This is a genomic window from Micromonospora olivasterospora (assembly GCF_007830265.1).
Lineage (GTDB): Bacteria > Actinomycetota > Actinomycetes > Mycobacteriales > Micromonosporaceae > Micromonospora > Micromonospora olivasterospora.
The window spans coordinates 5,874,085-5,897,442 of sequence record NZ_VLKE01000001.1 but is presented as its reverse complement, the minus strand read 5'-3'; the positions used below and the strand labels follow the sequence as shown (position 1 = coordinate 5,897,442).

The following is a 23,358-nucleotide window of genomic DNA, read 5'->3' as shown; positions in this document are numbered from 1 at the left end:
TCCACACCTGCCAACGAGCGGGACCGAGCACGCTGGGCATCGGATCAGCACACCTCATCAGCAAGATCCACCAATTCGCAAGCGGGATCAACCCGAGGGCTCGTCCACGGATCGAGGCTTGACTCCCACTGGCCTCAGTCCCTTGACACGGTCCGCCGGGGCTGACCCGGATCGCTCACCCGGTACCGCGCCGCCACGCTGCCGTGACCTTTCTGGATCAGCTGCAGCAGAGCTCTGCCGCGCAGTAATGCCGCGATGCGGCGATGCACCGTCGACTGCTTTGCGGATGTCGCCCTGGCGAGGTCTGGCTCGCTGGCGGTGATGGTTCCGTTGTCGTCCATGCGGTCGATCAGGGCGTGCCACAACTGCCGCAGCTGGTCCCGCTGCGGTGTGGTGGTGGCGATGTGGTCGGCGTGTTGGTCGAACAGGGCTCGGGCCTCGTCCGGGTTGTGCACCCACCGGCTGCCCTCGGGAGGGGCGGGCAGCGGTGCTTGCCGGGGCTGACCCGGGTCGGTCACTCTGTACCGCGCCCCCACACGACCATGGCCTTCCTGGACCAGCTGCAGCAGACCACGGTCGCGCAGTACCCCGATCCGGGTACGCACCCTCTGCTGCCATATGGATGTCGCCGCGGTGAGGTCTGACTCGCTGGCGGTGATGGTTCCGTTGTCGTCCATCCGGTCGATCAGGGCGTGCCACAACTGCCGCAGCTGGTCCCGCTGCGCTGTGGTGGTGGCGATGTGGTCGGCGTGCAGGTCGATCAGGGCCCGGGCCTCGTCCGGGTTGTGCACCCACCGGCTGCCCTCGGGAGGGGCGGGCAGCGGTGCTTGCCGGGCCGGCCCGGGTCGCTCACCCCGTACCGCGCCGCCCCGCCACGGTGTGCTTCCTGGACCCGCTGCAGCAGACCACGGTCGCGCAATACCCCGATCCGGTCATGCACCGTCGGCTGCGGTGTGGATGTCGCCTTGGCGAGGTCTGACTCGCTGGCGGTGATGGTTCCGTTGTCGTCCATGTGGTTGATCAGGGCGTGCCACAACTGCCGCAGTTGGTCTCGCTGCGCTGTGGTGGCGGCGATGTGGTCGGCGTGTTGGTCGATCAGGGCCCGGGCCTCGTCCGGGTGGCGTACCTGTCGGCTGGTGGCGGCGGGTTGGTGTTGGTCGGGGTGCAGTGGGGTGGGTGTGGTGGGTGGCTCGTCGGTGGGGTGGTGGGGGCATCGCCGGTGTGGATGGTGCCGGCGTCGGTGTGGGTCACCGCTGGGGGTGGCGTGAGGGGTGGTTGCCAGTCCATGTCCGGCCCCTGCCCGATGGCCCAGTCGCCGAGGTTCCCGCCGCCGTCGTCGGCCTGATCGTCGATGTTGGGCTGGCCGGGGTGGGTGGAGATCGCCGCACCGTGCTCGTCGGTCACATCCGTGCCGGGATCCGGCTCCGCCGGTTCTGCCCGCCCCGTCGGCCGGGACGTTGTGGTGGCGATGTGGTTGGCGTGTTGGTCGAACAGGGCCCGGGCCTCGTCCGGGTGGCGTACCTGTCGGCTGGTGGCGGTGGGTTGGGGTTGGTCGGGGTGCAGTGGGGCGGGTGTGGTGGGTGGCTCGTCGGTGGGGTGGTGGGGGGTGTCGCCGGTGTGGATGGTGCCGGCGTCGGTGTGGGTCACCGCTGGGGGTGGCGTGAGGGATGGTTGCCAGTCCATGTCCGGCCCCTGCCCGATGGCCCAGTCGCCGAGGTTCCCGCCGCCGTCGTCGGCCTGATCGTCGATGCTGGGCTGGCCGGGGTGGGTGGAGATCGCCGCACCGTGCTCGTCGGTCACATCCATGCCGGGATCCGGCTCCGCCGGTTCTGCCCGCCCCGTCGGCCGGGACGTTGTGGTGGCGATGTGGTCGGCGTGTTGGTCGAACAGGGCCCGGGCCTCGTCCGGGTGGCGTACCTGTCGGCTGCCGGCGGTGGGTTGGGGTTGGTCGGGATGCAGTGGGGCGGGTGTGGTGGGTGGCTCGTCGGTGGGGTGGTGGGGGGTGTCGCCGGTGTGGATGGTGCCGGCGTCGGTGTGGGTCACCGCTGGGGGTGGCGTGAGGGATGGTTGCCAGTCCATGTCCGGCCCCTGCCCGATGGCCCAGTCGCCGAGGTTCCCGCCGTCGCCGGCCCAGTCGTCGAGGTTCCCGCCGTCGTCGGCCCAGTCGTCGAGGTTCCTGCTGCCGTAGTCGGCCTGATCGTCGATGCTGGGCTGGCCGAAGTCGGTGGAGATCGCCGCACCGTGCTCGTGGGTCACATCCATGCCGGGAACCGGCTCGGGCGTCGGCGATTGAGGTGCCGGATTCTGCGTGCCTGGTCCGGGCGGGATCGACTGAGTCCCGGGGGACTGGCTGGGCTGGTCGCCGTTGGGTTGCGGCCACGATGTCGGGCGGGGCGGGGTCTGCGGCCGGGGCGGATGCATCGGTTGCCGTTCGGGGTCGGGTTCCGTGCCCACGGCCTCAAGCAGGTAGAGCAGGTCGGCCGGGTCCACATCGAGTAAATCGGCTGGGTCCATCTCGTGGGTGGCCCAGTCGTCGAGGTTGTCGCTGCCCTGGCCGGCCTGATTGCTGGGCTGGCCGGGGTCGGTGGAGATCGCCGCACCGTGCTCGTGGGTCGCAGCCGTGCCGGGAACCGGCCACCCCGGTTCCGCCCACCCCATCGGCTCCGCCGGTTCTGCCCACCCTGTCGGCCAGGCCGGCGTGGTGGGGGCGTCCGGGTCGTCCCACGGCCCGGGCAGCTGTGGCAGGCTCGTGTCCGTCGGCGAGGCGGGTGCCGGCCCGGGTATCGGCGCCGTAGCTCCGTGGTCCAGCCAGGACAGATCTTCACCTTGTGGGCGGTTTGGTCCGAGGGCAGGGGCGGGCAGCGGTGCTTGCCGGGGCCGGCCCGGGTCGCTCACCCCGTACCGCGCCGCCCCGCCACGGTGTGCTTCTTGGACCCGCTGCAGCAGACCACGGTCGCGCAATATCCCGATCCGGTCATGCACCGTCTGCTGCGGTGTGGCTGTCGCCTTGGCGAGGTCTGACTCGGTGGCGGTGATGGTTCCGTTGTCGTCCATCCGGTCGATCAGGGCGTGCCACAACTGCCGCAGTTGGTCTCGCTGCGCTGTGGTGGTGGCGATGTGGTCGGCGTGTTGGTCGAACAGGGCCCGGGCCTCGTCCGGGTGGCGTACCTGTCGGCTGCTGGCGGTGGGTTGGGGTTGGTGGGGGTGCAGTGGGGCGGGTGTGGTGGGTGGCTCGTCGGTGGGGTGGTGGGGGGTGTCGCCGGTGTGGATGGTGCCGGCGTCGGTGCGGGCCACCGTGAGGGGTGGTTGCCAGTCCATGTCCGGCCCCTGCCCGATGGCCCAGTCGCCGAGGTTCCCGCCGTCGTCGGCCCAGTCGTCGAGGTTCCTGCTGCCGTCGTCGGCCTGATCGTCGATGCTGGGCTGGCCGAAGTCGGTGGATATCGCCGCACCGTGCTCGTCGGTCGCAGCCGTGCCGGGAACCGGCCATCCCGGTTCCGTCCACTCCATCGGCTCCGCCGGTTCTGCCCACCCTGTCGGCCAGGCCGGCGTGGTGGGGGCGTCCGGGTCGTCCCACGGCCCGGGCAGCTGTGGCAGGTCCGTGTCCGTCGGCGAGGCGGGTGCCGGCCCGGGTATCGGCGCGGTAGCTCCGTGGTCCAGCCAGGACAGATTTTCACCTTGTGGGCGGTTTGGTCCGAGGGCAGGGCCGGGCAGCGGTGCTTGCCGGGCCGGCCCGGGTCGCTCACCCCGTACCGCGCCGCCACGCGACCGTGTGCTTCCTGGACCCGCTGCAGCAGACCACGGTCGCGCAATACCCCCATCCGGTCATGCACCGTCGGCTGCAGTGTGGATGTCGCCGTGGCGAGGTCTGGCTCGCTGGCGGTGATGGTTCCGTTGTCGTCCATCCGGTCGATCAGGGCGTGCCACAACTGCCGCAGTTGGTCTCGCTGCGCTGTGGTGGTGGCGATGTGGTTGGCGTGCAGGTCGATCAGGGCTCGGGCCTCGTCCGGGTTGTGCACCCACCGGCTGCCCTCGGGAGGGGCGGGCAGCGGTGCTTGCCGGGGCCGGCCCGGGTCGCTTACCCCGTACCGCGCCGCCCCGCCACGGTGTGCTTCTTGGACCCGCTGCAGCAGACCACGGTCGCGCAATACCCCGATCCGGTGATGCACCGTCTGCGGCAGTGTGGCTGTCGCCTTGGCGAGGTCTGACGCGCTGGCGGTGATGGTTCCGTTGTCGTCCATCCGGTCGATCAGGGCGTGCCACAACTGCCGCAGCGGTTCCCGCTGCGCTGTGGTGGCGATGTGGTCGGCGTGCTGGTCGAACAGGGCCCGAGCCTCGTCCGGGTCGCGCACCCACCGGCTGCCCTCGGGAGGGGCGGGCAGCGGTGCTTGCCGGGGCTGACCGGGATCATTCACCCCGTACCGCGCCGCCCCGCGACCGTGTGCTTCTTGGACCCGCTGCAGCAGACCACGGCCGCGCAATACCCCGATCCGGTCACGCACCGTCGGTCGCGGTGTGGATGTCGCCTTGGCGAGGTCTGACACGCTGGCGGTGATGGTTCCGTTGTCGTCCATGTGGTTGATCAGGGCGTGCCACAACTGCCGCAGCTGGTCTCGCTGCGCTGTGGTGGTGGCGATGTGGTCGGCGTGTTGGTCGAACAGGGCCCGGGCCTCGTCCGGGTGGCGTACCTGTCGGCTGCTGGCGGTGGGTTGGGGTTGGTGGGGGTGCAGTGGGGCGGGTGTGGTGGGTGGCTCGTCGGTGGGGTGGTGGGGGTGTCGCCGGTGTGGATGGTGCCGGCGTCGGTGTGGGTCACCGCTGGGGGTGGCGTGAGGGATGGTTGCCAGTCCATGTCCGGCCCCTGCCCGATGGCCCAGTCGCCGAGGTTCCCGCCGTCGTCGGCCCAGTCGTCGAGGTTCCTGCTGCCGTAGTCGGCCTGATCGTCGATGCTGGGCTGGCCGAAGTCGGTGGAGATCGCCGCATCGTGCTCGTGGGTCACATCCATGCCGGGAACCGGCTCGGGCGTCGGCGATTGAGGTGCCGGATTCTGCGTGCCTGGTCCGGGCGGGATCGACTGAGTCCCGGGGGACTGGCTGGGCTGGTCGCCGTTGGGTTGCGGCCACGATGTCGGGCGGGGCGGGGTCTGCGGCCGGGGCGGATGCATCGGTTGCGGTTCGGGGTCGGGTTCCGTGCCCACGGCCTCAAGCAGGTAGAGCAGGTCGGCCGGGTCCACATCGAGTAAATCGGCTGGGTCCATCTCGTGGGTGGCCCAGTCGTCGAGGTTGTCGCTGCCCTGGCCGGCCTGATTGCTGGGCTGGCCGGGGTCGGTGGAGATCGCCGCACCGTGCTCGTGGGTCGCAGCCGTGCCGGGAACCGGCCATCCCGGTTCCGTCCACCCCATCGGCTCCGCCGGTTCTGCCCGCCCTGTCGGCCAGGCCGGTGTGGTGGGGGCGTCCGGGTCGTCCCACGGCCCGGGCAGTTGTGGCAGGTCCGTGCCCGTCGGCGAGGCGGGTGCCGGCCCGGGTATCGGCGCCGTAGCTCCGTGGTCCAGCCAGGACAGATTTTCACCTTGTGGGCGGTGCGGTCCGAGGGCAGGGCCGGGCACCGGTGCTTGCCGGGGCCGGCCCGGGTCGCTCACCCCGTACCGCGCCGCCCCGCGACCGTGTGCTTCCTGGACCCGCTGCAGCAGACCACGGTCGCGCAATACCCCGATCCGGTAATGCACCGTCGGCTGCGGTGTGGATGTCGCCGTGGCGAGGTCTGGCTCGCTGGCGGTGATGGTTCCGTTGTCGTCCATCCGGTCGATCAGGGCGTGCCACAACTGCCGCAGCTGGTCTCGCTGCGCTGTGGTGGTGGCGATGTGGTCGGCGTGTTGGTCGAACAGGGCCTGGGCCTCGTCCGGGTCGCGCACCCACCGGCTGCCCTCGGGAGGGGCGGGCAGCGGTGCTTGCCGGGGCCGGCCCGGGTCGCTCACCCCGTACCGTGCCGCCCGCCACGGTGTGCTTCTTGGACCCGCTGCAGCAGATTACGGTCGCGCAATACCCCGATCCGGTGACGCACCGTCGGTCGCGGTGTGGCTGTCGCCTTGGCGAGGTCTGGCTCGCTGGCGGTGATGGTTCCGTTGTCGTCCATCCGGTCGATCAGGGCGTGCCACAACTGCCGCAGTTGGTCTCGCTGCGCTGTGGTGGTGGCGATGTGGTCGGCGTGTTGGTCGATCAGGGCTCGGGCCTCGTCCGGGTTGTGCACCCACCGGCTGCCCTCGGGAGGGGCGGGCAGCGGTGCTTGCCGGGGCCGGCCCGGGTCGCTTACCCCGTACCGCGCCGCCCCGCCACGGTGTGCTTCTTGGACCCGCTGCAGCAGACCACGGTCGCGCAATACCCCGATCCGGTCACGCACCGTCGGTCGCGGTGTGGATGTCGCCTTGGCGAGGTCTGACCCGCTGGCGGTGATGGTTCCGTTGTCGTCCATGTGGTTGATCAGGGCGTGCCACAACTGCCGCAGCGGTTCCCGCTGCGCTGTGGTGGTGGCGATGTAGTCGGCGTGTTGGTCGAACAGGGCCCGGGCCTCGTCCGGGTGGCGTACCTGTCGGCTGCTGGCGGTGGGTTGGGGTTGGTGGGGGTGCAGTGGGGCGGGTGTGGTGGGTGGCTCGTCGGTGGGGTGGTGGGGGGTGTCGCCGGTGTGGATGGTGCCGGCGTCGGTGTGGGTCACCGCTGGGGGTGGCGTGAGGGATGGTTGCCAGTCCATGTCCGGCCCCTGCCCGATGGCCCAGTCGTCGAGGTTCCCGCCGTCGTCGGCCCAGTCGTCGAGGTTCCTGCTGCCGTAGTCGGCCTGATCGTCGATGCTGGGCTGGCCGAAGTCGGTGGAGATCGCCGCATCGTGCTCGTGGGTCACATCCATGCCGGGAACCGGCTCGGGCGTCGGCGATTGAGGTGCCGGATTCTGCGTGCCTGGTCCGGGCGGGATCGACTGAGTCCCGGGGGACTGGCTGGGCTGGTCGCCGTTGGGTTGCGGCCACGATGTCGGGCGGGGCGGGGTCTGCGGCCGGGGCGGATGCATCGGTTGCGGTTCGGGGTCGGGTTCCGTGCCCACGGCCTCAAGCAGGTAGAGCAGGTCGGCCGGGTCCACATCGAGTAAATCGGCTGGGTCCATCTCGTGGGTGGCCCAGTCGTCGAGGTTGTCGCTGCCCTGGCCGGCCTGATTGCTGGGCTGGCCGGGGTCGGTGGAGATCGCCGCACCGTGCTCGTGGGTCGCAGCCGTGCCGGGAACCGGCCATCCCGGTTCCGTCCACCCCATCGGCTCCGCCGGTTCTGCCCGCCCTGTCGGCCAGGCCGGTGTGGTGGGGGCGTCCGGGTCGTCCCACGGCCCGGGCAGTTGTGGCAGGTCCGTGCCCGTCGGCGAGGCGGGTGCCGGCCCGGGTATCGGCGCCGTAGCTCCGTGGTCCAGCCAGGACAGATTTTCACCTTGTGGGCGGTGCGGTCCGAGGGCAGGGCCGGGCACCGGTGCTTGCCGGGGCCGGCCCGGGTCGCTCACCCCGTACCGCGCCGCCACGCGACCGTGTGCTTCCTGGACCCGCTGCAGCAGACCACGGTCGCGCAATACCCCCATCCAGCGATGCACCGTCGGCTGCAGTGTGGCTGTCGCCTTGGCGAGGTCTGGCTCGCTGGCGGTGATGGTTCCGTTGTCGTCCATCCGGTCGATCAGGGCGTGCCACAACTGCCGCAGCGGTTCCCGCTGCGCTGTGGTGGCGATGTGGTCGGCGTGCTGGCCGAACAGGGCCCGGGCCTCGTCCGGGTCGCGCACCCACCGGCTGCCCTCGGGAGGGGCGGGCAGCGGTGCTTGCCGGGGCTGACCGGGATCATTCACCCCGTACCGCGCCGCCCCGCGACCGTGTGCTTCTTGGACCCGCTGCAGCAGACCACGGCCGCGCAATACCCCCATCCGGTCACGCACCGTCGGTCGCGGTGTGGATGTCGCCTTGGCGAGGTCTGACACGCTGGCGGTGATGGTTCCGTTGTCGTCCATCCGGTCGATCAGGGCGTGCCACAACTGCCGCAGCTGGTCTCGCTGCGCTGTGGTGGTGGCGATGTGGTCGGCGTGTTGGTCGATCAGGGCTCGGGCCTCGTCCGGGTTGTGCACCCACCGGCTGCCCTCGGGAGGGGCGGGCAGCGGTGCTTGCCGGGGCCGGCCCGGGTCGCTCACCCCGTACCGCGCCGCCCCGCGACCGTGTGCTTCCTGGACCCGCTGCAGCAGACCACGGTCGCGCAATACCCCGATCCGGTGATGCACCGTCCTCGGCGGTGTGGATGTCGCCTTGGCGAGGTCTGACTCGCTGGCGGTGATGGTTCCGTTGTCGTCCATGTGGTTGATCAGGGCGTGCCACAACTGCCGCAGCGGTTCCCGCTGCGCTGTGGTGGCGGCGATGTGGTCGGCGTGCAGGTCGAACAGGGCCCGGGCCTCGTCCGGGTGGCGTACCTGTCGGCTGCCGGCGGTGGGTTGGTGTTCGTCGGGGTGCAGTGGGGCGGGTGTGGTGGGTGGCTCGTCGATGGGGTGGTGGGGGGTATCGCCGGTGTGGATGGTGCCGGCGTCGGTGTGGGTCACCGCTGGGGGTGGCGTGAGGGATGGTTGCCAGTCCATGTCCGGCCCCTGCCCGATGGCCCAGTCGCCGAGGTTTCCGCCGTCGCCGGCCCAGTCGTCGAGGTTCCCGCCGTCGTCGGCCCAGTCGTCGAGGTTCCTGCTGCCGTAGTCGGCCTGATCGTCGATGCTGGGCTGGCCGAAGTCGGTGGAGATCGCCGCATCGTGCTCGTGGGTCACATCCATGCCGGGAACCGGCTCGGGCGTCGGCGATTGAGGTGCCGGATTCTGCGTGCCTGGTCCGGGCGGGATCGACTGAGTCCCGGGGGACTGGCTGGGCTGGTCGCCGTTGGGTTGCGGCCACGATGTCGGGCGGGGCGGGGTCTGCGGCCGGGGCGGATGCATCGGTTGCGGTTCGGGGTCGGGTTCCGTGCCCACGGCCTCAAGCAGGTAGAGCAGATCGGCCGGGTCCACATCGAGTAAAACGGCTGGGTCCATCTCGTGGGTCACACCCGTGCCGGGAACCGGCCATCCCGGTTCCGTCCACTCCATCGGCTCCGCCTGTTCTGCCCACTCCGTCGGCCGGGCCGGCGTGGTGGGGGCGTCCGGGTCGTCCCACGGCCCGGGCAGCTGTGGCAGGTCCGTGCCCGTCGGCGAGGCGGGTGCCGGGCCGGGTATCGGCGCCGTAGCTCCGTGGTCCAGCCAGGACAGGTCTTCACCACCCTGTGGGCGGTGCGGTCCGAGGGCAGGGCCGGGCACCGGTGCTTGCCGGGGCCGGCCCGGGTCGCTCACCCCGTACCGCGCCGCCACACGACCGTGTGCTTCTTGGACCCGCTGCAGCAGACCACGGTCGCGCAATACCCCGATCCGGTCACGCACCGTCGGTCGCGGTGTGGATGTCGCCTCGGCGAGGTCTGGCTCGCTGGCGGTGATGGTTCCGTTGTCGTCCATCCGGTCGATCAGGGCGTGCCACAACTGCCGCAGTTGGTCTCGCTGCGCTGTGGTGGTGGCGATGTGGTCGGCGTGTTGGTCGATCAGGGCTCGGGCCTCGTCCGGGTTGTGCACCCACCGGCTGCCCTCGGGAGGGGCGGGCAGCGGTGCTTGCCGGGGCCGGCCCGGGTCGCTCACCCCGTACCGCGCCGCCCCGTGACCGTGTGCTTCCTGGACCAGCTGCAGCAGACCACGGTCGCGCAATACCCTGATCCGGGCCTGCACCGTCGGCCGCGGTGTGGATGTCGCCTCGGCGAGGTCTGACAGGCTGGCGGTGATGGTTCCGTTGTCGTCCATCCGGTCGATCAGGGCGTGCCACAACTGCCGCAGCCCGTCCCGCTGCGCTGTGGTGGCGGCGATGTGGCCGGCGTGCAGGTCGAACAGGACTCGGGCCTCGTCCGGGTCGCACACCCACCGGCTGCCCTCGGGAGGGGCCGGCAGCGGTGCTTGCCGGAGCTGACCGGGATCATTCACCCCGTACCGCGCCGCCCCGCCACGGTGTGCTTCCTGGACCCGCTGCAGCAGACCACGGCCGCGCAATACCCCGATCCGGCGATGCACCGTCGACTGCAGTGTGGATGTCGCCTTGGCGAGGTCTGACTCGGTGGCGGTGATGGTTCCGTTGTCGTCCATCCGGTCGATCAGGGCGTGCCACAACTGCCGCAGTTGGTCTCGCTGCGCTGTGGTGGTGGCGATGTGGTCGGCGTGTTGGTCGAACAGGGCCCGGGCCTCGTCCGGGTGGCGTACCTGTCGGCTGCTGGCGGTGGGTTGGGGTTGGTCGGGGTGCAGTGGGGCGGGTGTGGTGGGTGGCTCGTCGGTGGGGTGGTGGGGGGTGTCGCCGGTGTGGATGGTGCCGGCGTCGGTGCGGGCCACCGTGAGGGGTGGTTGCCAGTCCATGTCCGGCCCCTGCCCGATGGCCCAGTCGCCGGGGTTCCCGCCGTCGTCGGCCCAGTCGTCGAAGTTCCTGCTGCCGTAGTCGGCCTGATCGTCGATGCTGGGCTGGCCGAAGTCGGTGGACATCGCCGCACCGTGCTCGTCGGTCGCAGCCGTGCCGGGAACCAGCCATCCCGGTTCCGTCCACTCCATCGGCTCCGCCGGTTCTGCCCACCCTGTCGGCCAGGCCGGCGTGGTGGGGGCGTCCGGGTCGTCCCACGGCCCGGGCAGCTGTGGCAGGTCCGTGTCCGTCGGCGAGGCGGGTGCCGGCCCGGGTATCGGCGCCGTAGCTCCGTGGTCCAGCCAGGACAGATTTTCACCTTGTGGGCGGTGCGGTCCGAGGGCAGGGCCGGGCACCGGTGCTTGCCGGGGCCGGCCCGGATCGGTCACCCCGTACCGCGCCCCCACACGACCATGGCCTTCCTGGACCCGCTGCAGCAGACCACGGTCGCGCAATACCCCTATCCGGCGATGCACCGTCGGCTGCGGTGTGGCTGTCGCCTCGGCGAGGTCTGACTCGGTGGCGGTGATGGTTCCGTTGTCGTCCATCCGGTCGATCAGGGCGTGCCACAACTGCCGCAGTTGGTCTCGCTGCGCTGTGGTGGTGGCGATGTGGTCGGCGTGTTGGTCGAACAGGGCCCGGGCCTCGTCCGGGTCGCGCAGCCACTGGCTGCCCTCGGGAGGGGCGGGCAGCGGTGCTTGCCGGGGCCGGCCCGGGTCGCTCACCCCGTACCGCGCCGCCCCGCCACGGTGTGCTTCTTGGACCCGCTGCAGCAGACCACGGTCGCGCAATACCCCGATCCGGTCATGCACCGTCCGCCGCGGTGTGGAGGTCGCCGCGGCGAGGTCTGACACGCTGGCGGTGATGGTTCCGTTGTCGTCCATCCGGTCGATCAGGGCGTGCCACAACTGCCGCAGCGGTTCCCGCTGCGCTGTGGTGGCGATGTGGTTGGCGTGTTGGTCGAACAGGGCCCGGGCCTCGTCCGGGTGGCGTACCTGTCGGCTGCCGGCGGTGGGTTGGGGTTGGTCGGGGTGCAGTGGGGCGGGTGTGGTGGGTGGCTCGGCGGTGGGGTGGTGGGGGGTGTCGCCGGTGTGGATGGTGCCGGCGTCGGTGTGGGTCACCGCTGGGGGTGGCGTGAGGGATGGTTGCCAGTCCATGTCCGGCCCCTGCCCGATGGCCCAGTCGCCGAGGATTCCGCCGTCGTCGGCCCAGTCGTCGAGGTTCCTGCTGCCGTCGTCGGCCTGATCGTCGATGCTGGGCTGGCCGAAGTCGGTGGAGATCGCCGCACCGTACTCGTCGGTCGCAGCCGTGCCGGGAACCGGCCATCCCGGTTCCGCCCACCCTGCTGGTTCCGCCCACTCTGCCCGCCCTGTCGGCCAGGCCGGCGTGGTGGGGGCGTCCGGGTCGTCCCACGGCCCGGGCAGTTGTGGCAGGCTCGTGCCCGTCGGCGAGGCGGGTGCCGGCCCGGGTATCGGTAACGTGTTCCCGTCGTTCAGCCAGGACAGGTCCTCACCGGGTGGGTGGTCCGCTTCCAGGGCAGGGTGTGGCAGCGGCGACTGGGCTGCTGGGTTCCGTGTCGCGTCCCACATCCACTGGGTAGCGGACACCGGGGCGGGGCTGGACGGGTCGGGGCCTTCCGCTGGGTCCGGGGACTGCCCGTGTGAGGTGTTGCCGGCCCACCGGTGCCGGCCGCCAGCGGCGGCGAAGTCCTCCTGGTCCGGCCAGCGGACGCCGGGTTCCTGACCGTTCTGCACGATGTCCGCGGTTCGTACCGCCTCCACCAGGTCCGGCCCGAACAACTCCACCGAGGCGTCCGAGAACAACACCGACCGTACCGGCTCGTTGACGTGTGGCCGCAGCTCGCCGGGTATCTGGTCCACCTGGTGTGTGGAGGACATCAGGCGTCGGGCGCGTAGCCGGGTGCGCAGCCATTCACCGAAGGAGGTGGCCTGTCCCGGTGCCTGCCATGCCGCGTCGCACCAGACCAGCAAGATGTCGGGTGTGTCGCCGCCGCGCTGCCGCGCCTGCGCGACGGCGTGTCGCCAGGCGGGCGAGGCGGTGAGCATCCGGAGGAACAAGGCCTGACGCACGGGATCGTCGGCCAGCCGCTCGGCCAGGTTCCGGTGCCCGGCGATGGTGAACCATCCCCGCACCCGCGGCAGCGCCCGCGCCGCCGTGCGATCCGCCGCCGCCGCGTCCGGATCCGCCGCCGCCGGGTCTGCGAAGTACACCCCGCTGAACGTGTCCGCCATGACGATGTCCCTGGACACCTCGAACAGTCGGGGCAGGACCCCGTCCGGCGACGCCGCCTGGATACCGATGTCCGCGGCGAGCCGGTGCAGCTGAACCTCGCTGGCACGGCCGTGGCCACCGCTGGCGAGATCATGAATTCGTTGCGCGGCCGACCCGGTAGCCGCGACGGCCGGCTCACCGAGACCCCCAGAGCCGGCACCGACCGGTTCGTCCAGCACCGACACCCCACTGATCGAACCCGTGTCCCTGAAACCGCTGGAATCCGTGTTCCTGGAGCCGGGATCGGGGCTGAACACCGCACCGATCGCGGCAGACACGTCACTGACCGGCGTCGGGTCACCGGCGCTGACGACGCCGACGATCGACATGCCACCGACACGGGAACCGGCGCCGCCCGGCAGCGGACCGCGGGCCCCGACCACATCCACCGTCCCGGACATCGCGCTGCCACCGGCCGACGCGAGCACCTGGTGATACCCGTGCAGCCACTCCCGCTGAAACGAGGCGACCAGCGCCGCATGACCGGCCGGGTCGACACCGTAACGGCGGGCCAACACGGTGAACTGAGCCTGCGCCAGACCGGCCGCCACCGCGGTGTGCCGCTCGGACATCACCGGCACCATCGACCCGCCGACACCCCCGCCTTCTCCACCATCGACGGTAACCACACCAGCAGCCACTGCGGTGACACCAGGAACAGCCGCCGCCGAGAAACGAGCGGGCAGATCGGCAACCACCTGCCGGACCACCCTCGCCACCGCACTGACCTGCCCAGCGTCCGGACCAGCCACCACAGCCGGCAGCACGGCAGAGACACCAAGGACCGCATCGACCCCCCGCTCCACCTGACTCCACACACCGCCCTCGACCGCCCCGAACACGCCAGCCGACCACACCCCCGACACACCCACACCCGCCGGCGTGCCCGCGCCTGCCGGCGGGTGTGTATCTGCCCGGGTGTGTGTGTCCGTCGGGATGCCTGTGTCTGTGGGTAGGCCGGTGGTGAGGTACTGGTCGATGTGGTGTTGGGCGGCCAGGTGCGCGGCCGAACGCAACGCCTGCCGGTCGAACTCCGCCGGCAGCGCGGCGATCACCTGCTCCGGCCGTACCGCCGCCGGGATCTGCCCGCCGGTGGTGACCGACCGCGCGAGAGTCTCGGTGATCCGGGCCACGGCCTGGTCCCGGACACCGAACAGGTACCGCTCGGTGAGCGCGGCGGCCGGCAGGCCGATCCGGGACAGGAAAACCGGGACGGTCGGGTCGTTCTGCCGGGCGTCGACCCACTCGGTGAAGACCTGCTCCACCGGCACGGCAAGCGCGGCAAGGAACCGCCGCGCCTGCCCCGTCCCGGCAAGCAACCCACCATAGTGGTCCACCAGTTCCCGCTGGAACCGCTGCCACTGCTCCACCACCAGCGCACCAGCGACCGCCACCCACTCCGGCACCGGCACCACCGGCACCACCGGCACCACCGGCACCGCCGGCACCGAGAAGTTCGGCACGGACCACGACGGCACCGGCAGCTCCGGCATCGACCACGACGGCACGGACAGGGCCGGCGCCGACCACACCGGTACCGGCGGCACCGGTTCAGACACCCCCGACGCCGGCGCCGGCGCCGGCAGCGCCGGTGCCGGCACCGGCGCTGCCGGCGCCAGGGCCTGCCCGCCGGAGCCCGCCGGATCGCCGACCTCCGGCAGATACGCCGACGGGTCCGCAGTGACCGGCGGGGGCGGCGGCAGCGGCGCGACCGGCCTACCGTCGGCGGTGAAACCGACACCATCCGGCATCCGCCACCGGGGCCGGGTCGGGTTGAACCCCAGACCCACCGCGCCACGACGCGCACCCATCCCGGCCCCGGTCGCGGCCAACTCACCCGACCCCGACAACGCCCCAGAAAGCGCATCCGGCCCGAGACTGCCCGTGTCGTAATGCCCGTCAACGAGGTAGCTGGCGGCGATACCGCCGACCACCTCCACGCCGACCTCCGACACCGGCACCATCGACAGGCTGGTCAACAGATCACGCGTGGAACCCGACACCCCGAGATGCGACAAACCACCACCCACCGCACCGGCGAACCGCGCCAACGCCGGCCCGGCCGCCGTGCTGACACCCGCCACCGCCAACCCGTACAACGCCTGCTTACCAACCTGCCCCCAGTCGACCCCCGACATCAGACCATCAGCCAACATGCTGATCTGCGCCAACAACGACGACCCCGGCACGAACAACATCTGAATCGCCGTGCTACTCGCCGCCGCCCGCACCATCGACGACCGCAGGATCGTCTGAATGATCGTCCGCACCTTCACGATGTGCGCCGCCGCCTCCACCGGCAGGAAGAACGCCATCGCGAACGCGACCGCCAACTCCGTCATCATGAACACGAACATGACCAGCGCCTGACGATCCGTCAGCTCCATCTGGTTCAGGAAGCCCCGCATCGCCTGCGCCAGGTTCACCTTCAGATCGGCAACCCGGTCCAGCATTTCCACGAACGGAGCCGTCTGCGCCACGAACCGGTCATAGACCTCACCCTCCCCCGCCGCCCGAACCGCCCTGATCGCCTGGACCAGCTCCGGAACCAACAAGGTCCGCACCCGATCCGCCAACACCTCCAACGCGTTCAGGTCATACGCCAACACCGGCAGATCCGCCCGGTGCAACCGCATCCCGGTGAACGCCTCCAGGGCCCGCTTCGACGACTCACTGAGACCAACGGAAGGAACGGGAGCCTCACCCATCGCGCAACGCCCCCTCCCCACCCCCACCAGGGGCACTCACCACGAACCACCCCACAACCTCAGACCACCACCCCACCCCCGACCACCCCACCCACCCGGACCAGCCCCACACACCACCGCTCATGCCCGCAACCAACCCGCAGTACCAGCGGCGACCATGCCCACCCCGGCCACCGCCACAAACGCCCACCACCTCGCCCCGACATCCACGACCACACACACCTCGACCAACAACCCCCACCATCACCCAACGCGACCACTCCATCACCCCCCCCTGTTACCCCACGACTGAATCCCGGCAGTGGGTTCACCGGGGGACTGCCTAGATTTCCCTGTCTGACCTGGGTGTGGCTCGTTGGACAGGACGGTGCTCCTGCCCGGAAAGGACCACGTCAGGGCAGCCAAGAAGAAGACGGTCCAGCTTCCTGAACCGACAGCGGCTGTTCGGAAAACAAACGGTGACCACGTCGGGTGAGGGCCGCGCGGCATCGACCCGGGACCCTGTCATCGGTCCGGGCTGTGGGCGTTGGTCCTTGAGGTCAGACACCCCAGGAGCTGAGATGTCAAGCGGCGATGGGTGTGGTGGCTCGGTGTGACCACGCGGTGGCCTGGTTGTAGCGGGTTTTGGTTTTGAGGCAGCCGTGCAGGATGCCGACGAGGCGGTTGCCGATCTGGCGTAGGGCGGCGTTGTGGCTGACGTCGCGGGCGCGGAGTTCGTCGTAGTAGGCGCGCACGGCGGTGTCGTGCAGGATCGCGGCGCCGGCTTGGACGTGCAGGGCGTCGACGAGCCGGTCGTTGTGGACGAATCGGGCGTGCACGGTTTTGGTCTTGCCGGATTGGCGGGTGATGGGGGCGGTGCCGGCGTAGTTCTTGCGCGATTTGGCGTCGGTGTAGCGGCCAGCAGCGTCACCGAATTCTGCGAGCACCCGGGCGCCGAGGACTGTGCCGATGCCGGGCTGGCTGAGGTACACCTCAGCGTCCGGGTGCTGGCCAAAATGCGCCTCGACCTGGCCTTCCATGGTGCGGATCTCGGCGTTGAGGGTGGTCAGGACCGCCACCGTGGCGCGCACGGTCGCCGCGTACGCGCCGGTGACGATCTCGGGCTGGCCCAGGTGCGCGGTGCGCAGGGCCTGCTGGATCGCGGTCGCTTTGGCCGCGATGTCACGCCGGCGGGCTCGCTTGAGCGCGGCGCTGATCTGCGCCACGCTCAGCTTCGCGGCAGCCGCCGGTGTCGGGGCCTTGGCCAGCAGCTCCAGGGTGTCTGCGCCGGTGAGCGTCAGCGGCTGGTAGGCGTGCAGCGCGGCGGGGAAGTACTCGCGTAGCGCGGCCCGTAGCCGCAGGGTGTGCCGAGTGCGTTCCCAGATCAGCGTCTGGTGCGCCCTGGCGACGACCTTGACCGCCTCAGCGATGTCGGAGTCCGCAGCGACCTGCCGCAACTGGTGGCGGCGGGTGCGGACCATGTCGGCCAGGGCGTGCGCGTCGGCCTTGTCGCTCTTGGCACCCGAGACCGACATCAGCTCCCGATGCCGGGCGGCTTGCTTCGGGTTGACCCCGTAAACCTGGTAGCCGGCCGCGATCAACGCCCGTACCCACGGCCCGCGGTCGGTCTCGATACACACCAGCACCTGCGACGGCGTGGCGTCGTCGGGCAGGAACCCGGCGACCAGTTCATGGAAGCGGGCCATACCCTCCACGCCCTCCGGCAGCCGGGCGGTACGCAATGCCCGGCCGTGCTCGTCCTGTACCTCCACATCGTGATGATCTTCCGCCCAGTCATCGCCGACAAACAGCACACTTGCCTCCGCTCCACCCAAGGGGCCCCACTGTCGGCAGCCTGCGGAAGAGCCCGGCGGCCTAATGGACCAGTGCTCACGCGCATCGGCGGGCACGACACCCCATCAGCCGTTCCTCTTCCGACCACGAGCGGGGGCACGTTCTGACCTCAGGACTGAACATGTCCAGGCGGCGGGAGTGCTCACCCGCCCGCGGCTACCGGATGTCGAGTCTGCCAACGGCTCACCCGACAGCTCCCATTAGGCGGCGGGTTGCAGGCTGACGGTGTGGCCGAGGATTTCGAGTTGGTGGACCAGGCTTCGGATTTTGCGGTCGGTGTTGACGCGACGGGTGTGGAAGTCCGGGCCCAGGTCACGGAACCGGATGGTGGGGTCGGCCAGCAGGTGCCAGACGATGACCAGGATGGATCTGGCGACGGCGACCAGGGCTTTGAGTTTTCCTCGGCGTTTGACCAGGCGCCGGTACCGCTCACCGAGGAATGTGTCGGTTTTCGCGGCCGCGGCGGCGGCCTCCCCGAGGATTCCTTTGAGATACGGGTTGCCCTTGCCGGTCTTCCCGCCGCGCTGTCTGGCCCCGGACTGGATCGTGCGCGGGGACAGTTTTGCCCAGGACACCAGGTGCCCCGCGGTGGGGAACTGGGCCATGTCCAGGCCGAGTTCGGCGATGATGACCTGGGCGGTGTGCTTGGCGATGCCGGGTACCTCGTCCAGCCGCGCGATCACCGGCAGGGTGGTGGTGGGCTGCTGCTCGGATCCGCCACCGCCGGTGTCGGTGGGTGCCTGGTCGCTTGCTGCGGCGGTGGGCATCGCCGCGATCAGTTCATCGATGGTGGTGGTCAGCCGCTGGATCTGGGTGTCGAGCCTGTCGACCTGGTCGAGCAGGATCCGGGCCAGGTCGGCGTGGTGGGCGTCGAAGCGGCCGTCCAAGGCCTGGAGCAGAGCTGCGTGTTTGACCCGCATCCGGCCCCGGGCCAGCGCGGCCAACTGCTTCGGGTCGTTGTTCCCGGCGATCAACGCCTCGATCATGTCCCGGCCCGACTTGCCGAAGATGTCGGTGGCCACCGTCGACAGTTTGATCAGCGCGTCCTCCAGGAGTTTTTCCATGCGCTGCTTGTTGCGGGTCCGGTCGCGGGTCAGGTCCAGCCGCAGCCGGGTGTAGTCCCGCAGCCGACGGATGTCCGCCGGGGGCACGAACGAGGGGCGCAGCATGCCCCGCTCGTTGAGCTTCGCCAGCCACACCGCGTCCAGCTTGTCCGTTTTCGGCCGGCCGGAGACCTGCTTGACGTCGCTGGCGTTGACCAGCCACACGCACAGCCCGGCGGCCTCCAACAGGTAGAAGAACGGCCGCCAATAATCCGACGTCGACTCCAGGACGACCCGCTCGATGCGCTGCTCGACCAGGTGCGCGGCCAACTCGCAGATCGCGTTGGTAGTGGCCGCCACATCCCACACCAGGGTGACCCGGCTGCCGGCCTTCGACTCATGCGGCACGCGGGTGCACACCTTCCCGGATGCCTTGGCCACATCGATCGCGGCGACCCGTTCCAGTCGCTGCTCATGCTCCTCGTCCTCGATCTGCTCGGGGACTCCCATCACCGGCACACGCGCTCCTTCACTGAACTTGCCGATAGGGTGGGTGGGCTGCCCGGGGGCCTCGGTAGGGAAGCCGAAATTCTGTTCGGCGTGCTCGAAGCAACAGTGTGTGACCCTTCTGGTCAAAGCCCCGGCGCCAGACTGAGACACGGCCTCAACGACCAAGGATGCGTCGGCGTCGACGGGCAACCCGGCCCCATTTTTCACGCCATCGTGGCGTCCCCAGGGGGTCAGGGTGACTGAGATGAAGTTCCCGCAGCAGCTGGTCGAGCGGGCCAACCCCGACAGAGTCTCGTCGGCCCTGGCGGCCTCCTCGAACGGCACGTACGTCAACGGGCGGCAGGTCGAGCAGGCGGCGCTCTCCGACGGCGACCTCCTCTCGTTCGGGCACCACCAGATGGTGTTCGACGACATCGCCCCGCACGACTACGTCGACACCGGCCGGGGTCCGTCCTGGAATGCCACGTGGGGTGCGGATGACGTGGTTCGGCATCAGCAACTGGCACTATCAGATCGGGGAACTCGGCATCCTGCTCGATGGCGCCGTGGGTTTCCCCGCCAGGGAGCCGAATCCGGAAGTCGTGCAGAAGGTCCGCGAGGCCCTGCTCAAGAAGGGCACGATTGACTACGTGCTGCTCGGTCACCTCCATGGAGACCACTCGGTGGACACTCCCGAGTGGGTCAAGCAGGCGGGGGCAACGCTGATTGCCTCGGCGAACGCATGTGCCGAAGCGGAGGCCTACGGGGTGCCCGCGTACAGGCTGCGCCCGGTCGAGGGTGGCGAAACGTTCCGGCTGAGCCCCCCCCATGTGGAGATGCACGTAGTGAAGTGGGTGCACAGCGTGGGGTCGGTGAGTCGATTCCCGCCGACGGTGGCACTGAAACGTTCGGCTTTCTGCTCAAGATTCAGGCCCCTGGCAAGGTCTTGACAATGTACCTCTCCGACAGTGGCGCCGGTGGCCCTGAACTGGTCAAGGAGCACATTGTAAGTGGCGAGAATCGCGGCGCACCCCTGAGTGACCTGGGCAAGGCCATGCAGGCGGCCGACCTGAACACCTTCGAGATATGGCAGCCGGGGCCCGAGTCGCGCTTCGTCACCCAGGCCCGCGTCATCGTGCCGACGTTCCGTCCCAAGTACCTCATGCCGCATCACCTGGGAGCACGTGGCGGGTTCGACCTGTTCGGCGGCCTGCCCTACGCCTTCAAGGCGGAGGAGGTGCCCAAGTTGATGGCTGTCCTCGACGACTTCAACATTCCCCTCGTGCCCCCCGTAAACTACTTCGATGCGTGGGTGTACGACCGGGACGGATTGCGCTCGGTCGACAATTCCGAGGTGAAGGTGTCGCTCGGGCTGCCCCCGGAAGGGCCCGGCCCGAATCCCCAGGGACCCAACCCAAGGGCCGGGGACATGGAAGGCCCGGACGACTAACCAAGAAGACGCCTCGACAGAGAGGCCGGGCGCTGCGTAGAAGAACGCCCGACCGGGCGACAGGACCGCCCTTCATCAAGGGGGCCTCGCCCGGTCGGACGTCCCAGCTACGGGGCGGGTAGAAGAGGGCGCTTCAGCGGGTCTGGCGAGGTGTGGCGCGCTGCGCCGGCGGTCACCCACCCGGGAGGACGACGATCTTGTCCCCAGCCGCGCCGACGGAGGGCCGGCCCAGCAGGCTCGGTACGTCGTCCAGCCGCACCGTCCGGATCGGCGGGCCCGCGACCTGGCCCGTCACGACGGCGTCCGCCAGGCGCGCAAGCAGATCCGGCGTCATGTTGACCCGGAAGTTGATCCCGCTGATCCCGTACTCGGCCAGGTCGTCGACGTCGGCGGCGTAGCGGGTCGACAGGGCCGTACCGCCGACGCGCACGAGCGTCGCCAGCTCGGCGAACGCCGGGGCCTCGCTGGCCAGGTCGACGAGGACGCCGATCCCGTCGGGGCATGCCGCGCCCACCGCGTCCGGGACCGACACCGCGGCGCGGTCGAAGTTCTCCGCGGCGCCGTACGCGCGCAACCGGTCGGCGGCGTCGGCCCGGGCGACCGTGAGGACCCGGGCGCCGGAGGCGGCGAGGAGTTGCGTCAGGAAGGAGCCGACCCCGCCGGCCGCGCCGACGACCAGCACGGTCTCGCCGGGCAGCGGCCCGAGACCGTCGGCGATGTTCAGGGCCGTGCCGCCGGCGGTGGGCAGCGCCGCGGCGGTCTCCAGGTCCATGCCGGGCGGCACCCGCGCAAGGTTCGCCTCCTCGGGCACCGCCACCTGCTCGGCGTACGTTCCGGTCGATCCGAGGGGCGGGAGGAACAGTTGGCCGAACACCGCGTCGCCGGGCGCGAACCGGGTCACGTGCTCGCCGGCGGCCTCGACGACCCCGGCCATGTCGATGCCCATGATCAGGGGAAACCTCGCGTCCGCGCCGCGGGCCGCCCATTCTCCGTTGGCGATGGACAGGTCGATCGGGTTGACGCCGGCCGCCCGGATCCCGACCAGCACCTCCCCGTGCCCCGCCCGGGGGTCGGGAAGTTCCATGATCGTCGGCTGCGCACTGTAGTTCGCGACCGCCACGGCTCGCACCCGAGATCACCTCATCCGGACTCAGTATTCGGCCTGATCAGGATATCTCCGTTGAAACACCGGCAAAGGCGGATGAGCTTCTTCGGGCCGGTCGGTGCCGCGCCGGTGGACTGGGAGGACGCCCCGGTCGACTCCCCCTGGGACTGGCTCGGCAGACCGCAGCCCCGGGGCGGGCTGCCGACCGACTCCGACGAACTTGGCCGCCAGTGCTTCGCCGGAAACGTCTGTAGCTGGGAATTCACGTACGGCCACAGGTACGCAGGCGGAATGCTCGTCCACATTTCCCACACCACCAGCCCGGCGGGCGCCCCGCTGCCCGCTCCCGTGGCGCAGATCCGGTACGAGTTGTGGCTGCCCACATAGGACGAGCGGAAGTCTGCGCCTGTGCTGCGGGCGGGCCATCGTTTAGGCTGCGCGTCGAGGACGGCCTGTGTGGAGGGAGACGACCGTGTCGCGCAATGGGGCCGAAGCCCGTACCGAGGATGCCCCACCGTCTGGCGTGGACGTCTTCGTCCCGCACTCGGCCAGGGTCTACGACTGGTGGCTCGGCGGGAAGGACAACTTCGCGGCCGACCGGGCGATGGGCGCCGCCATGATCGAGGCGATCCCCACGCTCCCGTCCATGGCGAAGGAGAACCGGCGCTTCGTCCACCGGGTCGCCCGCTACCTCGTCACCGAGGCCGGAATCCGCCAGTTCATCGACATCGGCACCGGGATCCCCACCAGGCCCAACCTGCACGAGGTGGCCCAGGCGATCGCCCCCGAGACGCGCGTGGTCTACGTCGACAACGACCCCATCGTCCTGGCGCACGCCCGGGCGCTGATGATCAGCAGCGAGCAGGGGCGCAGCGAGTACATCCACGCCGACCTGCGCCGGCCCGAGCAGATCCTCGCCGACGCCCGCCTCACCGACACCCTCGACCTGGGCCGGCCCGTGGCGCTCACGCTCATCGCGGTGCTCATGCTGCTGAGCGACGAGGACGACCCCATGGGCAGGCTCGCCACCCTGATGCGCGCCCTGCCCTCCGGCAGCTACCTGGCGATCACCCACCCGACCCAGGAGTTCAACCCGGCGGAGATGAACGCCGCGGTCGCCGCCGCGACCCGGGGCGGCATGACGCTGGTGCCGCGCACCCGCGCCGAGGTGGAGCGGTTCTTCGACGGATGGAAACTGGTCGAGCCGGGCGTCGTACCCGTCAGGGCGTGGCGGCCGGACGACGGGGACCCGGCCGACCCGAAGTCCGCCTACTACTGGGCCGGCCTCGCCCGCAAGCCCTGACCGGGGCGGCGGCGGCCGGCAGGGTGCGTCACGCGGCGGGGACCCCACGCGTGGCGGCTATGCTCGCCGGCATGCCCGCCGTCGCCCGACCGATCGTCGACCTTCTGTCCGGCTACCGCCCGCAGGGCCCGACCGAGGCCGCCGACGTGGCCCGCGTACGCGAACTGCTGGCGACCGCCGAGGATCCGTGGCTGCGGTCGACGCCCCTGCACCTCACCGCGTCCGCGCTCGTCGTGCATCCCGACAGCGGGAGGGTCCTGCTGCGCTGGCACCAGCGGCAGCGGGCGTGGCTGCAGGTCGGCGGGCACGGTGACCCGGGGGAGACCGACCCGGTCGACGTCGCGCTGCGCGAGGGCCGCGAGGAGACCGGCCTGACCGACCTGGCCCCGTGGCCGGACGCGGCGCTGCTGCACCTGGTGATCGTGCCGGTGAACGCCAGGGGCGACGAACCGGCCCACGAGCACGCCGACCTGCGGTTCGTCCTGGCCACGGCCGAGCCCGGGGCGGCCCGCCCCGAGACGCCCGACGCGCCGCTGCGCTGGTTCACCCCGGCGGGGCCCGCGCGGCGACCAGCGAGGACAACCTGCGGGAGAGCCTGTCCCGGGTGCGGCGCCTGCTCGACGGCGCCCGCCCCGCCGGGTAGGGC

General features: G+C 70.7%; 12 protein-coding genes and 2 pseudogenes. 6 read left to right on the top strand and 8 right to left on the bottom strand.

From position 1 onward, the window contains the following. Nucleotides 1–134 precede the first annotated feature (134 nt). The 7 genes from JD77_RS27020 to JD77_RS26990 form a co-directional block, all read right to left on the bottom strand. Nucleotides 135–791, bottom strand: a complete 657-nt coding sequence (locus JD77_RS27020; protein WP_145776717.1) for a hypothetical protein — start codon at nt 789–791, stop codon at nt 135–137. Beyond that, nucleotides 761–1,036, bottom strand: coding sequence for a MarR family transcriptional regulator (locus JD77_RS27015; RefSeq protein ID WP_145776716.1), 276 nt, complete (start codon nt 1,034–1,036; stop codon nt 761–763). The genes JD77_RS27020 and JD77_RS27015 overlap by 31 nt, the downstream gene beginning before the upstream one ends. A 59-nt stretch (nt 1,037–1,095) precedes the next feature. Continuing rightward, nucleotides 1,096–3,318, bottom strand: coding sequence for a helix-turn-helix domain-containing protein (locus JD77_RS27010; protein WP_170286556.1), 2,223 nt, complete (start codon nt 3,316–3,318; stop codon nt 1,096–1,098). A gap of 1,261 nt (nt 3,319–4,579) precedes the next feature. Next, nucleotides 4,580–5,968 carry a MarR family transcriptional regulator gene (locus JD77_RS27005; protein WP_145776714.1) on the bottom strand — a complete coding sequence of 463 codons (1,389 nt, stop codon included), beginning with the start codon at nt 5,966–5,968 and terminating at the stop codon, nt 4,580–4,582. After that, entirely contained in the window at nt 5,965–15,489 is a 9,525-nt protein-coding gene (locus tag JD77_RS27000; protein WP_145776713.1) for a hypothetical protein, read from the bottom strand. The genes JD77_RS27005 and JD77_RS27000 overlap by 4 nt, the downstream gene beginning before the upstream one ends. A 563-nt stretch (nt 15,490–16,052) precedes the next feature. Beyond that, nucleotides 16,053–17,282: an IS110 family RNA-guided transposase gene (locus JD77_RS26995; protein WP_145776712.1), complete on the bottom strand. Its 1,230-nt coding sequence runs from the start codon at nt 17,280–17,282 to the stop codon at nt 16,053–16,055. Nucleotides 17,283–17,522: 240 nt separating this feature from the next. Beyond that, entirely contained in the window at nt 17,523–18,875 is a 1,353-nt protein-coding gene (locus tag JD77_RS26990; RefSeq protein WP_145777805.1) for an IS110 family RNA-guided transposase, read from the bottom strand. Between the two features lie 244 nt (nt 18,876–19,119). On the opposite strand from JD77_RS26990, the pseudogene JD77_RS35690 reads away from it, so the two are divergent. From JD77_RS35690 to JD77_RS26980, 3 genes and pseudogenes are all read left to right on the top strand, one after another. Then, nucleotides 19,120–19,251 (top strand): annotated as a pseudogene (locus JD77_RS35690) (FHA domain-containing protein); the annotation flags it as partial. A gap of 100 nt (nt 19,252–19,351) precedes the next feature. Further along, nucleotides 19,352–19,804, top strand: a complete 453-nt coding sequence (locus tag JD77_RS34230) for an MBL fold metallo-hydrolase (RefSeq protein ID WP_246140983.1) — start codon at nt 19,352–19,354, stop codon at nt 19,802–19,804. Between the two features lie 2 nt (nt 19,805–19,806). Beyond that, a complete protein-coding gene (locus tag JD77_RS26980; protein ID WP_145776710.1) occupies nt 19,807–20,304 on the top strand; it encodes a hypothetical protein in 498 nt (165 codons plus the stop codon). Between the two features lie 172 nt (nt 20,305–20,476). On the opposite strand, the gene JD77_RS26975 is transcribed toward JD77_RS26980, so the two are convergent. Then, entirely contained in the window at nt 20,477–21,433 is a 957-nt protein-coding gene (locus JD77_RS26975) for an NADP-dependent oxidoreductase (RefSeq protein ID WP_145776709.1), read from the bottom strand. 51 nt (nt 21,434–21,484) lie between these two features. On the opposite strand from JD77_RS26975, the gene JD77_RS26970 reads away from it, so the two are divergent. The 3 genes and pseudogenes from JD77_RS26970 to JD77_RS26960 all read left to right on the top strand — a co-directional run bounded on the left by JD77_RS26970 (nt 21,485) and on the right by JD77_RS26960 (nt 23,355). Continuing rightward, nucleotides 21,485–21,796, top strand: coding sequence for a hypothetical protein (locus JD77_RS26970; protein WP_145776708.1), 312 nt, complete (start codon nt 21,485–21,487; stop codon nt 21,794–21,796). Between the two features lie 136 nt (nt 21,797–21,932). Continuing rightward, nucleotides 21,933–22,712 carry an SAM-dependent methyltransferase gene (locus JD77_RS26965; RefSeq protein WP_246141354.1) on the top strand — a complete coding sequence of 260 codons (780 nt, stop codon included), beginning with the start codon at nt 21,933–21,935 and terminating at the stop codon, nt 22,710–22,712. Nucleotides 22,713–22,783: 71 nt separating this feature from the next. Beyond that, nucleotides 22,784–23,355, top strand: a pseudogene (locus tag JD77_RS26960) (NUDIX hydrolase). The last annotated feature ends 3 nt before the right edge of the window (nt 23,356–23,358 follow it).